General features: G+C 54.1%; 13 protein-coding genes and 2 pseudogenes. 4 read left to right on the top strand and 11 right to left on the bottom strand.

The genetic code is table 11. The annotated features are described in order from the left end of the window. Positions 1-204: 204 nt before the first annotated feature. Positions 205-540, top strand: a pseudogene (locus BGK49_RS23785) (transposase); the annotation flags it as partial. 983 nt (positions 541-1,523) lie between these two features. Here the strand turns inward: BGK49_RS23785 and repA are convergent. From repA to traI, 10 genes and pseudogenes are all read right to left on the bottom strand, one after another. Continuing rightward, on the bottom strand, positions 1,524-2,381 hold the full coding sequence (gene repA / locus BGK49_RS23780) for an incFII family plasmid replication initiator RepA (protein WP_000130973.1): 858 nt from the start codon (positions 2,379-2,381) through the stop codon (positions 1,524-1,526). Continuing rightward, complete coding sequence (gene tap, locus BGK49_RS23775) at positions 2,374-2,448, bottom strand: RepA leader peptide Tap (protein ID WP_001365705.1); 75 nt, start codon at positions 2,446-2,448, stop codon at positions 2,374-2,376. Before tap ends, repA begins: the two co-directional genes overlap by 8 nt. Positions 2,449-2,671: 223 nt before the next feature. Further along, positions 2,672-2,932: a replication regulatory protein RepA gene (locus BGK49_RS23770; protein WP_000083819.1), complete on the bottom strand. Its 261-nt coding sequence runs from the start codon at positions 2,930-2,932 to the stop codon at positions 2,672-2,674. 239 nt (positions 2,933-3,171) lie between these two features. Next, on the bottom strand, positions 3,172-3,762 hold the full coding sequence (locus tag BGK49_RS23765; protein ID WP_000766818.1) for a DUF2726 domain-containing protein: 591 nt from the start codon (positions 3,760-3,762) through the stop codon (positions 3,172-3,174). Positions 3,763-3,800: 38 nt separating this feature from the next. Next, entirely contained in the window at positions 3,801-4,010 is a 210-nt protein-coding gene (hha, locus tag BGK49_RS23760; protein ID WP_001299729.1) for a hemolysin expression modulator Hha, read from the bottom strand. Positions 4,011-4,055: 45 nt separating this feature from the next. Continuing rightward, complete coding sequence (locus tag BGK49_RS23755; RefSeq protein WP_001233866.1) at positions 4,056-4,517, bottom strand: thermonuclease family protein; 462 nt, start codon at positions 4,515-4,517, stop codon at positions 4,056-4,058. Between the two features lie 243 nt (positions 4,518-4,760). Then, on the bottom strand, positions 4,761-4,973 hold the full coding sequence (locus tag BGK49_RS23750) for an ANR family transcriptional regulator (protein ID WP_011379083.1): 213 nt from the start codon (positions 4,971-4,973) through the stop codon (positions 4,761-4,763). A gap of 130 nt (positions 4,974-5,103) precedes the next feature. Continuing rightward, positions 5,104-5,664: a fertility inhibition protein FinO gene (locus tag BGK49_RS23745; protein WP_005045523.1), complete on the bottom strand. Its 561-nt coding sequence runs from the start codon at positions 5,662-5,664 to the stop codon at positions 5,104-5,106. A gap of 54 nt (positions 5,665-5,718) precedes the next feature. Continuing rightward, positions 5,719-6,465, bottom strand: a complete 747-nt coding sequence (traX, locus tag BGK49_RS23740) for a conjugal transfer pilus acetylase TraX (RefSeq protein ID WP_000205722.1) — start codon at positions 6,463-6,465, stop codon at positions 5,719-5,721. Between the two features lie 19 nt (positions 6,466-6,484). Continuing rightward, positions 6,485-11,761 (bottom strand): annotated as a pseudogene (gene traI, locus BGK49_RS23735) (conjugative transfer relaxase/helicase TraI). A gap of 81 nt (positions 11,762-11,842) precedes the next feature. Here traI and vapB point away from each other — a divergent pair. Together vapB and vapC are read left to right on the top strand one after the other, a co-directional pair. Next, the gene (gene vapB, locus BGK49_RS23730; RefSeq protein ID WP_000450530.1) at positions 11,843-12,070 is read left to right on the top strand and encodes a toxin-antitoxin system antitoxin VapB; all 228 of its coding nucleotides are present in this window, start codon (positions 11,843-11,845) and stop codon (positions 12,068-12,070) included. Beyond that, a complete protein-coding gene (gene vapC / locus BGK49_RS23725) occupies positions 12,070-12,468 on the top strand; it encodes a type II toxin-antitoxin system tRNA(fMet)-specific endonuclease VapC (protein ID WP_000911318.1) in 399 nt (132 codons plus the stop codon). The genes vapB and vapC overlap by 1 nt, the downstream gene beginning before the upstream one ends. A gap of 8 nt (positions 12,469-12,476) precedes the next feature. Here the strand turns inward: vapC and traD are convergent, their stop codons facing one another. Then, positions 12,477-14,684 (bottom strand): type IV conjugative transfer system coupling protein TraD, encoded by a 2,208-nt coding sequence (traD, locus tag BGK49_RS23720; protein WP_000009311.1) that lies wholly within the window; start codon positions 14,682-14,684, stop codon positions 12,477-12,479. Between the two features lie 247 nt (positions 14,685-14,931). Between traD and BGK49_RS28685 the strand changes: the two genes are divergently transcribed. Next, the coding region (locus BGK49_RS28685) for an IS1 family transposase (protein WP_047664789.1) at positions 14,932-15,096 on the top strand (165 nt) is incomplete at its 3' end.

The following is a 15,096-nucleotide window of genomic DNA, read 5'->3' as shown; positions in this document are numbered from 1 at the left end:
AAAAACGCGCGGGATATCAGTCTGCTGAGGTATATGCCGGCCTGACACAGGCTAAGTGTGCCCGGGAATCGGTGCAAGTATAAAAAACAGCCTGTTGCGGTATAAGAATCGACCATGCAGAGAGAGAAAACACCGGAGTGGAGGGAAAAGCAGAAAAGCTCACGTGGCATAAGGCGCGGACAGGGGTATCGCTTAGTTTTTCAATTTCCTATACGTGAACAGGCGGCTGCATTTTTAGGTGTCGTTCCCGTTGAAAAATATTCCGGCACCTCGGTCAGAGGGTGTCCGAAACTGTCAAAAATTGGTCCGCCGGAAATCCGGGCGAAACTGTATCTGGCTTCGTTGTGTGGTCTGAGATTTAACCCATTGATGAAAGCGATGTATGAGCGATTATGCCTGAGAGGTAAGGCCAAAATGTGTGCCATTGGTGCGCTGATGAGAAAACTCGTGCACTGGTGCTATGGCGTACTGAAGACCCAAAAACCGTTTGATGTGGGCTATTTGTCTTCATATGCGCGTAGCGCATGTAAGGCGGCATGATGTAGTTACATATGGTACAGGAGTAACACCGCCGAAGCCCGGCGTAAGCCGGTACGTATTGATAGGTTTCACCTATCCCATTCCTGCCCTGCGAGGCCATGCGGGCTTTCAGCGATGATGAAGTATAGGTAAGCCCTTTTAACCCCGTTAGCGCGGCTATGCCGCGCTGTATCGGGGACTTAGTGCTGACAGCTTGCTGGCAGTACTTAGGGGGCTGTACGTTGGAGTTCAAGCGATTTTTCTCGACAGAACACGATAACTGCCAAGCCATACCCGTTTTCAGCCATGACATAGCTTCTGTGCGCGGTCGGAGCCCAACAAAGGTTTACCCGCAGTCGGGGCGTATCTCCGTGTTAGCGGGCCGTGAGGGCCGCTTACGGGCGTGTACTCGATACGTCCAGTCAGAGGACTGACAGCGATGATAATATAGTTACAACATTCATAATTAAAAGCGACTCTGTTCCGGCCCTTCGGGCCGGGGCGGGGCCGCTTTTCAGTTATGAGGGAGGGGCTTTGTGGTTTCAGTTCTGCGTTGGACTTGGGTTTTTTAGGGGGTTATGTTTGTATGTTGTAACTAAACCAGCTTCGGTCGGGGCCCGCCGCTTGCGGTGGGAGGTGCATATCTGTCTGTCCAGAGGACAGGCAGTGAACAGGTTTTCTTTTTAAATGAATGTAATTAAGTAGTTTAAAGGAGATACAAACAGGTGTTTAAAAGATACATTGCACCCTGTAGGGCTGACGGCTGGCGCTTTATGACGTGAACGGTTGTAACCTTATGGTGAAGTCCCTTGCAGTTTAATGTGGATAAGCAAAATTCCCCGTCTGTGAGGCGTGTTTTGTATCAAAAACAGGGGGGACCGGATGTACCAGAAGGTGGATGATGAGGTTGTTTTTTGTATGTAGCGCTGATTTTTTGTGCACTGGCGGGCTTCAGGCGTGCGAATGCCTCCGGCGCGTGCCGGATTATTCTGAGGAGGTCACTTTCAGGGGGAAGCTGTGGCCAGCCGGCTGTAATTACGGTTACGTGACAGAATCATGCGCTCCTTCACACGACGCTCCACTTCACGTTTTACCGCCTCACGACTGGCAGTGAAGCGCCCTTCCGAGATTTCACGCGTCAGTTGCCGTTTCACCAGGGTGACAATATCCTGACGCTGCCTGTCCGCATCACGACGCGCACGGGCACGCTTCATTCCACGGGACTTAAGCTCTGTCTGGTAACTGCGGAAACGCTCACGAACAAAACGCCAGGCTTTCGCCATCAGTTCATCCATACCCAGGGTATCCAGCCCCTGCTTTTTGCGCTGTCTGTTTTCCCATTCCACACGACTGCGGCGCGCGGCGGCCACTGCCTCCTCTGATACATCGAGGGCAGCAAACAGTGCAGATGTGAACGTGATATCGGTCGGAATGTAGCACCCGATAAGCGGGTCATATTCCGTCTGGTAGGTAATCAGTCCCAGCTCTGCAAGGAACGTCAGGGCCCGGGTGGCCCGGGTGATGGAGAGTTTTCCGGCAGCAGACTCCGTCGCCAGTCCGCACTCAATGGCCAGCGTGGTGATGGAACACTGGACGCGGTTGGCCAGTGGGTCATAGTGAAAACACAGCCCCTGCAGCAGCGCATCAATGGCCCGGCGACGTAGTACCGGTGGCATGCGCCGACGCAGACCAAGCGAACGGGCATGTGCCACATGAATGGCGAAATCAAAACGGGAGGTGAAGCCCACCGCCTTTTCCATCAGTTTCCCGCAGAACGGAAGCGTCCGGGCACCTTCACGGGGTGTGAACACCGGATTCGGGTTCTTTACCTGGCGGTAATAAGTTTGTTGAAGATCAGTCACACCATCCTGCACTTACAATGCGCAGAAGGAGCGAGCACAGAAAGAAGTCTTGAACTTTTCCGGGCATATAACTATACTCCCCGCATAGCTTGATTGTTGGCTATACGGTTTAAGTGGGCCCCGGTAATCTTTCTGACTCGCCAAAGTTAAAGAAGATTATCGGGGTTTTTGCTTTTCTGGCTCCTGTACATCTACATCAGAACCAGTTCCCTGCCACCTTATGGCGTGGCCAGCCATAAAATTCCTTAAACGATCAGTAATCTAGCATGCTACGCCACAAAGTAAAGTCTTTACTTTAGTATATCCAGTCTCTGCAGTTCATCTTTGATGATTTTCTCAACGAACTGAGCCTGTGTTATCCCCTCTCTCTCGCAGTACTCAACCATGAGATCTTTCAGAGGATTTTTGACAAAAACTTTTATCTCTTTGTGTGTAAGACGTTTTCTTGCAACAGCGGCCATTTGTTTCTCAGAGTCAGTCATAGGCTTACCTCTGCGCACAAACCGCTTTTGACTCAATGAGGAAGTCACTGCATTTTCTGTCTGCGACATCTCGCCTCCTCAATACTCAAACAGGGATCGTTTCGCAGAGGATACTACAGTTTTTTGAAATCAGCGACTTGAGAATTGTGGCGAAGATCTGTGTTGGCGCACAAATCAACGGGGATTACTGTCGTTTAATGTGATTTAAACTGTGAAATAGTATGGTTTTCAGTTATGGAAACGCCGGGAGCAAGGAAAACTTGCTTTTTCCCGTTTCCGGGGTTGGACAACTGAGCAACGCGAAGGCGTCAGCTACGATGTTCCGGTGACTGCTGATCAGCCCCTGTTGTATTCAGCCATTCTCCGGTCATCTGCAGCAGTTTTCTGGCATCGTGGCTTCTGAGCAACGGAATACCAGCCTGCCTCAGAACCTCTTCCAGAAGAATATCCCGGCGTCTGCGTTCCGGTCGTAAATGGCTGGCATCATCCAGCTCTACTGCTGCAACAATACTGAACGAACGCAGCTCAACGATAACCACATCAACATGCCACTGAGACACCATCCTGAATAACTGCCACCACTGGCGTGATCGTGGCCGGATATTCCCGTTCAGCTGGACGATATCCGCGACCCGTACCTGCGGACACAGATACCACCGCTTCATATCCACAATTCTGAACAGTCCTTTCATAAAACTGACTTCCCTTTCTGTCAGCAGCGTCTTCTGACGTTGCCAGTATTCACCGCTGGACAGTATTCGCTCTGCATCACCGGTCCGTATACCTGCCGCATGCAATTGCATCAGCAAAGGAGAATGCTGATTTACACTTCTGAGGATAATCCGGATAAGTAGCGCTGCAATAATCAGAACAATGAGAATAAAAATAATCAACTTCATTATTTATCTGCTCCTGGCAATTAATTATTGCTGAATTATTACCTTACATATTTCCATATCTCTTTTGGTATCCTGTCATATAACTTTCCGGTGATTAATTCCGCTAGCCGGTGGTCTGCTGCTGAATTAAATGATTCACGTTCACTGTTTGATAAACTGTCTCTATTTTTATGAATAATTTTTTCCAGCGTATTGACTGATGAACATCGCCGTAACTGATACAGCCATTCCTGTTTTGTTTTTGCCATTTTTATTCCCGCTGAGAACAGATGAATGATAGGATTGCCATCGCTTTATTTACGGTGCCTCCATATCCAGGGGGGAACCGGATCAGCATCTGACCAGAGCCCACGTTTTTGTTGTCTGGCTTCGTTCTGAAGGACAGGTAGCACGGGATCTGTGTTGTACTGCTCATATACCCAGGCAGCCCCGGCCCGGACCATAAACTGATTAATATTCATTCCGTCTGGTGCATAAACCTGCCCGAGAATACGACCATAACGATCTCGCTGAAAATATGTGACGGTAACCGTTTTTCCTGCGACCAGTGATTTCATCATGTCTGTTGACCACCGGCCATAATCCTGTTTCTTTTCCGGTGCATCAATATTTACCAGCCTGATCCGCACCGCCTTCAGTGAGTCCATGACCTCGATGGTATCACCGTCCAGTACACGAACAACCCGTCCATGAATATCTGCAGACAATACCGGCCATGAAAAGATAAATAATACCAGTGGAATATATTTCCTCATGTTATTCTCCATATCAGATAAATGGCACCTGTATTTCAGCCCCCCTGAATAGTGCAGCACACATTGAATAACACCTTATTTTGTGAAATTAATCACAAAATATAAAAAATCGACTTAATGCGGAAAAGACTCTGTGCTACTCAGAACTGTCCGGTCATACTGCCCGACCGGATATTAAGAAGCAAATCTCATAAACTCCTTTCAGCCTTCTGACTCCTGGAGTAATGAAGGCTGCTTTTTTCGTTACCCCCTTCCCCGGCAGCGCCGGTGGCAATGTTCAGCCCTTTTCCGGGCAAACTGCTGCCAGTCTGTCCTAGGCGCAACACAGGCAGCCCGTCGCCATGCTTCTGCCGCTTCCATCCAGCGTCCACTGACTTCCAGAATAACGGCCCGCCCGCCGGCACGCTGGTAACGCCAGACCTGGCCGTTCCGTGAACTGTTTCTGAATCCATTCATTTTCTTGTCCCCCTTTAGTTGTCAGTATTATTGTGATAAATAATTCAGTGGACTGGCTTCCTTTCGGAAGCGGAAGTTATTTCCTTTTAAGCCTTATTTCCCTGCCTCCTCTCTCTGGGGGAGGCTTTTTTTATTTCTCATCAAGCACGGCCTGAAGTTCTGCCTTTATCCGGTTCTGGCGACGAATTTTCGCCAGACGCGCTCCCGCATACGCTTCCTCCTCCTGAGAAATATGCTCCGTCACATACCCTTCCGTGTCATACCGGCAGGCACCGGCTTTCATGGCACACAGATAGCTTTCTGAACGGGTGATGGCCTTCAGCGCCCTGCGCAGTTTTTTATGCGAGAGCGGGATATTCCGCTGCGCCACGTCTTCCAGTAACACGTCCCGGATACCGCAGGCCAGAAGCCGGGGCGTGTCACCGTCAAATAATCCCGACCACCAGGGCTTCAGGGTATTCACAGCCTCATCCAGCGTGGGCAGGTTCAGATAAATGGACAGCGCCTGTCTGGCCTGCGCTTTTTTTGCCGCCAGCTCTGCTTCACGGGCCGCTTTCTCGGCCAGCTTCTGCTTTTTCACCTTCCACTTTGGTGGCGTGGTGACATTGATGATGGTTTTCCGGCTGCGGACAGTCGCTGTTCCCTCTGTCTTCCGCTTCAGTGTCAGTACCGGTCGCTTCTGCTCTGTCATGCTGTGTTCTGCCTCTGACGAATCATCCTCTTGCGGCCAAAGATACCACACCCGTCACAGCGCCAGAACGCCCAGCACAGCCAGATGACAGGCATAGAACGTCGGGAAAAAGTCTCCGGGCCAGAAACGGGGTAATGATTTTCCGGCACACAACACCAGACCAACGGTCAGCACCGTCATCACAAGACCGGCCACCGCCGCTGCATCACTCGTGGCAAGGTTAAGCGCCGGAATAACAGCCAGCAGGCAGGCGACCAGCGCCAGACGTTCCGCTCTGTCTTCCGCCCGGTACAGCCGGTTGCTGACTGCCAGCATCAGCAACCCGGCAATACCGTAACTGGTGCCGGACAAAGGCCCCCACAGGGCCATCAGGAGTATGGCCGCTGCTGTACGCCACCCACTGCGCGTTTCACACCACGTCAGCACCTGTGCCGCCACTGCAAAGGCAAACAGGATATTCCCCTCATACCAGGGAAAGCCTGCCAGATAATATGCGAACTGGGCAATAATTCCCCATCCCCACAGCCGGTTAATGGCCGGTTGCCGGATATGCGCATGACGGGACAGATTCAGCCCCCACACCAGGGCAAAAAGCGGAAAGGCTCCTCGCCCGGCCAGAAACATCCATTCCTGCTTCAGCTGGAATATCAGATTGATGTGGTCCAGTACCATCAGCACCAGTGCCACCGTTTTGATGATATCCCGCTGTCCGGGTGACCAGACCAGAAATGACTGCAACCAGGTATCGGTCCGTGCAGCCAGTGAATCGTTACGTGTCGTGTTCGTGTTATCCGTTGTCATCAGTGTTTGTCTTCCTGTATCAGTCTCCGCCCGGGGTTTTCTCTTTCTGCAGGTCACGAACCATATCCCGCTCCATCTGCTGCAGACGCTCCTGCAGCAAATGGAGCGGGCAACTTCCCGGACCGCTTCCCGCACCCGTTGTGGTTCACGCAGTACACTCTCCGGCAGCGCGGCTTCCCGTTCAGTTATGGCAGCCCGGTCACGCTCCTGCCCGGCAATTTCCCTGACAGCCTGCTCTGTTTTGCCGTCCGGCAGGTCAGGTTTGTTCTCTGCCATTTTACGGACAATTTCATCTGCGCGACGTTCCGTTTCACGGCGGATGGCCTCTTCAGCCTGCCGCTGTGCCAGTACCTCTGCCGTGACCGGTTCGCCATTTCCGGCTCCCGGCTGGACGCTGTTGTCCGGGATATCCCCCCACACGCGGCCACCGGTGATGGCACCGGGATTCCACGGACGGCCTTCACCGGCGATTCTTACCACCACACCACTGTCAGGATTATCACGGGCAATCCGGACGCCATCCTGCATATTATCAGCCAGCAGGCTTTCTCCGTTACGGCTGCCCTGCAGGGCCACGAACTGCGCATCCCCGCTGCCTTTTACCCGACCTTCACCGCTGAATCCCCGCAGCCCGTTTCCGTCATCCGTGGTCAGCGGGTTCAGCCAGATACCGGCGGACTTGCCGTTACGGTCAAACGCCGGCAGTGCCACATACGGTTGCGGATATTTACGTCCCGGAGCAATAAACCGTGCAGGACTGTCTCCCCCGGCCAGCCCCGCCTGACGGAGAACGGCACGGCCTGCCGCCACGTCCCGCAGCTCCCGCGCCGTACTGAACAGCCGCTCTGCATTCATGACCTCCCGGTCCGGTTTCGGCTCAAACACATCGTGGGCAGTTCCTTTCTGTACGGCATTGTTGATGGCATCCGTCCAGCCCTGACGGTTATCGGTGTACACCTGCACATGCTGCTTCATACGCGACAGGGCCACGTAGGCTGACTCAAAGCCGGCCATCAGTTTCCGGTTACCTTCCGTGCCTTCAAGCGCGATGGCAAAGGTTTCACTCGCCCCCTGTGCACCGTGGGCGGTGATGGCATAGGCCAGGTCAATATGTTGCTCTGCCCGCTCCTGACCGGGGCGAATCACACGGGTCTGCTGACCGTCAGAAAGTGTGACACTGTCACCGGAAACCGCTGTCACCGTCCAGACGCTGTTGGCCACATAACCGCGCTCCCGGTCACTCTTCGTGAAGCGTATCCTGTCACCGGTCCCCACCCGGATGGTGTCCGGGGTGTACAGCGTGACGCCTTCAGCCACCGCCTCCCGGGGCGAAATCAGCCGCGTGTTACCTTCCGCATCCTGCAGGGTTATCAGCCCGTCATCCTTGCTGATACCGGCAATCCGGTGATACACATTATCCACCAGGGCAAGGGCATCCGGGTTATTCTCCCAGGTGGAGAGACGACGCAGCTCCCCGTCGCGTATATTCGCTGTGTTCAGGACAGGCACCATGACCTGCACCTGCCCCAGTTCTCCGGCCTTTTCTCGTGCATCATGAATCATGCTGTTCAGTACGCGCCGGTCCTCATTCAGGTGCGTGACAATCAGCGTCTGCTCCCGTGCTTCCGGTGTCCTGCCGGTATAGTCGCGGACAATGGCTTCATACAGTGTCATGGGGACATCCGGAAAAGCCTCGCCTTTCAGCATCGCCTTCTGCTGCGCTTCTGCCAGTTTCGCTTCCTGGCTGTGACTGAACTCCGTCACGGAGTGCTCCGGTGCCCATGCGCCCTCCAGACGTGGCACCTGAGACGGTTTCACACGCTCAAGCCCGGACAGCGCCCTTTCCACATCCCGGTTAATCAGGCTGTATACCGCCTCCCGCAGTTCCGGCGTCTGACGCACAATCTCCTTCATGATGACCACATCGGCAGCACTGCGCGTCTGCTGGAGACGGAAAGGCTGACCGGGCGCGATGGCCTGCAGCTGGTCCGTGTCACCGCTGGCCACAGCCCGACCGCCACCGGCCGCAATCAGGGCGTATGCCCGTGCCATGTCGGTATTGCCCACCATAGAGCTCTCATCGAGAAGGAACAGCGTGTTGCTGAAATCCGGCGTTTCTCCGCTGCGCTGCTGCAGCTGCATGTCATGCAGAAAGGACGCCAGTGTCTGTGCATCCACGCCGGCGCTGCGCATCTCCCCGACCGCACGGTGTGTGGGCCCCAGCCCCACGACACGGGGACGTCCACTCTCCGGCAGCATGTTCACGGCTGACATCACCGCCCGGAACTGTGTGGTCTTACCCACACCGGCATAGCCCTGCACCACCGTGAAACGGTCGGACGTTTCCAGTATCATACGGGTGGCGGCACGCTGTCCTGATGTCAGTTTCTCCATGAGTTCGCCAGGTACTCTCTCCATCAGCGGCGTGACCGCCTCCTTACCTTCGAGAATATGGCGAAGAATGCTCTTTTCTGCCTCATACGACGCACGGGAAACCAGCAGGCCTGTGCCATAGCCTTTTGCCACATCCACATACAGTAAATCACCCCGTTTTATCTGCGCATTGATTTCCCCTCCCAGGTCAGCAAAACCGGTTCCTTCTGCAGCAAACGACTTTGCCTCTGTCAGCAGGTCCACCATGCTGAAGGCCAGGTTTTTACTTTCCAGCACAGGAAGGGCCAGATGAATGGCCTGCTGTGCCGGCGTGTGAAGCCCGGCTTTCTGCAGACTGATAGCGGTTTCCAGCAATGTCTCACCGGCACGCGCCTTTATCTGCTCAGAAACCACCGTAAAGGAGGGATGGCGGGCAAGTTTTTCCGCAGTACGGGTTTCATCCAGTGAGGAATACAGCCGGACATCACGACCACTGCGGGCCAGACCGTTCAGGGTGGCATTGTCCATTGCCATCTGTGTGACGGAGGCAAAAACCGTCGCACTGTCGCTGACGGAATGCCCGGGCGTTTCCACCCAGCCGTTCTCCAGCTTCAGTGCCGTGAACGGTGAATCGCTCACAGGCAGGGTGGCCGGTTCAGCCCGTCCCGGCACAACAACCGTCATCGCATCTTCACTGACGGATGCCACCTGCAGGCGGTCACCGCCGGAGACGCGGAGTCCGGGAATTTTCCCTGTCACCCTCAGACGCTCACCGTCTGCCACCGGCATTTTTTCCGGCCGGAACAGCGACCAGCTGCTGTCCAGGGAAGAAATACGCACCACCTGCGTTTCGCCCTGCGCATTCCGCAGGGTCAGGCTGTGACTCTGCGCCGTCACACGTTCTGTCACATAGCGGTCATGACTGCGTGTCTCCGGGTTCCACTGCTCCATCACCATTCCCGGGCGGTACATATCCCGCAGATAACGGCTCCGGCTGTCCAGCCAGACCGGTGACAGGGCGGTCATGGTTACCTCCGGGTGTCCGAGCACGCCCTGTGTTTTCAGCTCACTGCGAATGGCCTGTGTCAGTATGGCCTGTTCCCGTACTCCGCTGACCTGTGCCACGCTCTCTTCTCCGGCTTTCACGCTGGCCGCAAAATCTCCGGCCAGCCGGGCATAGCGGACATAACGGTCCGGTTCACTGATGATGGTGGCCGGTCGCTGTTCTCCCCCCTGCCAGCGATATGTGTTCACCCCGGCATCCTTCATGGCCATCAGTGCACTGCCTGTACCGGTTCGCTGCCCGCTGTCAGTTATCAGGACCTGTACGTTATGACGTGCGGCACCATCCAGCAGGGTTAACGTCTCTTTCAGGGAGAGTTTTTCGCCCTGGTCGACGATAACGGTACTGCCCGGCGTGAAGGCCATGCCTTCCAGCAACTGACGACGTCCGGTTATCAGTTCACCGGACAGCCGTTCATCCTGCTTCAGGTTCATCTGCGAGCGACGGTCAGCAGCGATAATCTGCACCTCCCGCCCCTGCTCCCGGGCCATCATGACCAGTTCAGCCACCCGCTCACGCTGCCCGGCTGCACCGCCCTGCCCGGACACAATGGCCAGCGACGGACGGTCCTGTGCCAGAACACTGACGGCATCGCTGTAACCGGCCGTCCGGGGGACACTTTTCTCCGGATGTACGGTCACCCGGTTCTGTTTCATGATGTCACGACTGAGTGCCCGGACTGACAGCTCATCGAGCATATGAATCCCGGACGTGAACAGCCCCTTCTCACGATCGAGGGGGATAAGCTGCTCACGGCTGATGGCCTCATCGATACCGGCGCGTGCCCGTTCAATCACACCATTTTCCGGCGGCAGTATGCCGACCGTCCTGGCCAGCAGGTCCGTATACATAAACTGCACTTTGCGTTCACTTAATCCGGCAATGGCCTGTGTCACCGCCTGCTGCACATCCGGCCCGTCCTGTGAAGCGGGTCCGGGTGTCTGCGTGCGGGTATATGCCCGTTGTTCCGCTGCGTCACGATATGCCCGGATGTCGAACCCGGTTTCCTTCAGCGTCTGCATCCACTCGGCCATTCTGACTTCAGGATCGACGTGCTGTTTGGATTTACGCGTATCCAGCGCCGCCACATCCCGGGATTTCAGCGAGGCGTCTTCCCCGACGGCCTCCCGGATAGTCTGTGAGCGTCCGGAAAAGGCCTCCACCGGTACACCCGGCATTTCCCACATACCGTGCTTACCGACCACTTCAGTTTCATAGCCCAGCGCCTCAACCTGCTCTTTCAGTTTTTCCCGGTAGAGCCTGCCAAAGGCAATCTGATTAGCGTACACATTCTCAATGAACCCCGTTTTCCCCACTTTGTCACTGCTCAGTGTCTTCCATTCGCCGTTATGCTGCGTAACATTAGTCACCACCGCATGCGTGTGTAACTGTGGTTCCTGATCGCGACTGGTGTCGTGGTTAAACAGTGCCATCACCAGATTACCGGTCAGCACCGTTTCTGACTGTCCGTCCGTCATCACCCGTGTGGAGGCCAGTGCCTCCACACGGGTGATGACGGACAGCAAAATCCACGGCCTGGTTATGTGCTTCAATAAGACGTTTGTCCCCCCCGAGCATGGCCATCATGGAGACACTTTTGGGAGCGGAGAAGGTCAGGTCGTAGCCGGGACGATGCCTGTTACTGCCATCCTGCATGCGGCTTAAATCCGCCCCGTCCGGCAGCCTGCCCTCCAGAAGGCGGGTAAAGACATCCTTATCGACACTGCCCTGCAGCCCCAGTTGTTCAGCCCCCTGGCCGGCCCAGCGTTCTCCCATGCTGCCCAGCACATAGTAATTATCCTTGTCGGTATAATAATTACCGGCACTTCCGGCCGATCTGACCTGCGCGATACTCATCATAAACGTATATCCCTTTGACATATCCCGGTATCAATCCCACAATGGATATACACAAGACATATCCACATAAGGAGGCAAATAATGGAAACCACCGTATTTCTCAGCAACCGCAGCCAGGCGGTCAGACTGCCAAAAGCGGTTGCATTGCCGGAAAACGTAAAACGCGTTGAAGTGATTGCTGTCGGACGAACCAGAATCATTACGCCAGCCGGAGAGACATGGGACGAATGGTTCGACGGACACAGCGTCAGCGCCGATTTTATGGATAACAGGGAACAGCCCGGCATGCAGGAAAGGGAGTCATTCTGATGCTGAAGTTTATGCTCGATACCAACATCTGCATTTTTACGATAAAGAACAAACCCGCCAGCGTCAGGGAGCGTTTTAACCTGAACCAGGGGAGAATGTGTATCAGTTCGGTCACCCTGATGGAGCTGATATATGGTGCAGAAAAAAGCCAGATGCCTGAACGTAATCTCGCTGTGATCGAGGGATTTGTTTCCCGCATTGATGTTCTGGATTACGACGCTGCTGCAGCCACACACACCGGCCAGATAAGAGCAGAACTTGCCCGTCAGGGACGCCCTGTCGGGCCATTTGATCAAATGATCGCAGGTCATGCCCGCAGTCGGGGGCTGATTATTGTGACTAATAACACCCGGGAATTTGAACGTGTGGGCGGCCTGAGAACTGAAGACTGGAGCTGACCTGTTCATCAGAAATCATCTCCCGGCTCAACATCCTCCCCGCGTTCCCGGTGCACATTGATGTTCACCTCTTCACGACGCTGCATCTGCTGCCAGGTGTCCGGATGATTTTCCTGCTGCCATGCCTCATAAGCGGCCATATCCACCACTTCACCGGATTCACTGATCCCGGGTGGCAGTTGCTGTTCCATCTCTTCTTCCGGTTTCATTTTCAGCTCCTGCTCGATCCCCCCTGCCGGAACATTCACACCTGAATCTGACTTCTTATCGTTGATGACAGGAGACACCGGCTGTTGCGGCTGTTGCGGCTGTTGCGGCTGTTGCGGCTGTTGCGGCTGTTGCGGCTGTTGCGGCTGTTCAGCCTGAGTCACGTCTTCTCCGGAAACAACCTCCGGGACATCCGGTTCGAAGAGGCTGGCCATCTGACGACCTTCTGCTTCCCTTGCGGCAAGTACGGCACTCAGACGGTTCTCCATTTCCGGGTTGATGTCACGCGGAATAAACTCCGGAGCGACCTTCGGTCGTTCCTGATATTTCAGTGAGAGTTTGACTGCCGGATACGGTCCGGGCAGGGTGACATAGCAGGTCAGATCCGGCAGGGACTGAATGTCGGAATAACTGACCAGCGTCTGGCGCTCCATATCCTTACCGGTCGATACCCCGTCACGTACCGGATCAGCACCGTAGGAATACTGTTCGCTGGCTTTCAGGTGCTCTTTCTCACCAATTTCACCGGCAGCGAACTCCGCAATCTTATGGCTGGGAGAACGGAAAAAGGCACGGGTGTTCATGACGTCAAACAGCGTGGCAGCCGCTTTCTCACCGTAGATATCTTCCAGCTGGGCATAGGACTGGATACCAAACACATAACAGCCACCGAACTTACGGGCTTCCGGCAGGATCTCCACCAGGTCCGGCAGTTTGTATAATGTGGGTAACTCATCACAGAAGAACCACACACGACGATTACGGTTTTCTCCCATTGCCAGCAGACCACGAATGGCAATGGACAGCCACATGGAGATCACCGGCTTCAGGGAGGCATGAGTGTCGGCATTCGACGAGATAAACAGCCAGCCGTTTTTCTGATCCTCCCGGACACCACGCATCCAGTCACGGATGGTGAAGGGCTCACCGTTATGCTCAATCCCCTGCAGGTAACGGATGGCTTTCACATAGTTGGTCAGCACAGCACGGATGGATATGGCCGTTTTCTCGATTTTCTCTTCCACCAGGTTGGCCGCCGGTGAATTACGCAGGTAGGTACGCAGTTTTTCAATTTTGATGGAAAGCAGTGTGTCCACCAGTTTGCTGTAGCTGCGGTTGGGGTCATTACGCATCAGATACGCCGCTTCCGCAAAAATGGTACGTCCTGAACCCTGCCAGAACGGGTCCTCTTTTGTGCCCATCGGGATCAGAGTATTTGCGGTATTATCAAAATCCGGCTGTGTCAGGCACTCCTTCCACAAATCCCAGGCGGCACAGCGTGCATCCAGCGGATTCAGGATCTTATCGATGGAGGGATCATAGTAACTTTTAACAAATTCCCCTGAACGGTCATAAATCACCACCATATCACCACGCTGACGGGCGTAGTTGGCCAGACGACGGATAACCTCCGACTTACCGGCCCCGACCGTGCCGTGCAGACAGAAGTTCTGGATTTCGGAATCCCGGATAATCGGCAGATCGCCAATCCGGATATCGGAGTCCCTGCCGTCTTTTTTCAGCATCCGGGCAACGTCTTTCGGATTGTCTGTCAGTTGACGACCACCTGTGACTTCATTTTCGCTCTGTTGTTTACCCTGACGCCCCAGAATCCAGGAGACAACAAAGAAGGTAATCAGGCAAATAACCAGTGCCACAACTGTGGCCAGAACGAATGCAGACCATAACTGCTCACCGCACCAGATCATATATTTATCATGCAGTACCTGAGCAGCGTTCATCCGGAAGGTTTTGCCGTAATACTGAATCTCATATACCGGCTGAGACTTGATTAAATCCCGCATGCCTTCCAGCGTGGTACACCACCAGTAAATACAGCCATTCACAAACGTCTGCCAGCTTATTTTTACCCATAAAACCAGACCAACGAGTATCCAGAAAAAAATAAACAGGCAGTAAAGCATAATATTGGCGATCTGGCTGAACATGCGGATACGCATGGACGTAATCTGACCGCCCTGGGTTATATCCTTTGCGTTAAAACTCATGATGATATTCCGAAGAAAGAAAGTCAGTCGGACTGATTATTAATGATGAAAAGATTAATAACCGTTAAATTCCGGCTTCGCCGGCAACACTTCACGGTCGCACAAAGAATTTGCACAACCGCTCAGTGTTTTCATATTTATTTCGGAAACGCCGGGGAGAAATAAAATTTATTTTATTTCTTTCCGGGGTTGGGTAATGCTGCCAACTTACTGATTTAGTGTATGATGGTGATTTTAAGGTGCTTGCGTGGCTTCCATTTCCATCAGATGTCCTTCCTGCTCCGCTACTGAAGGCGTGGTGCGTAACGGCAAAAGCACTGCCGGACATCAGCGCTATCTCTGCTCTCATTGCCGTAAAACATGGCAACTACAGTTCACTTACACCGCCTCTCAGCCCGGTACGCACCAGAAA

The organism is Shigella sp. FC1544, from assembly GCF_001722145.1.
Taxonomy (GTDB): Bacteria; Pseudomonadota; Gammaproteobacteria; order Enterobacterales; family Enterobacteriaceae; genus Escherichia; species Escherichia coli.
Note: the sequence above shows the minus strand (reverse complement) of the source record. Positions and strands in the feature narration are given on the sequence as shown.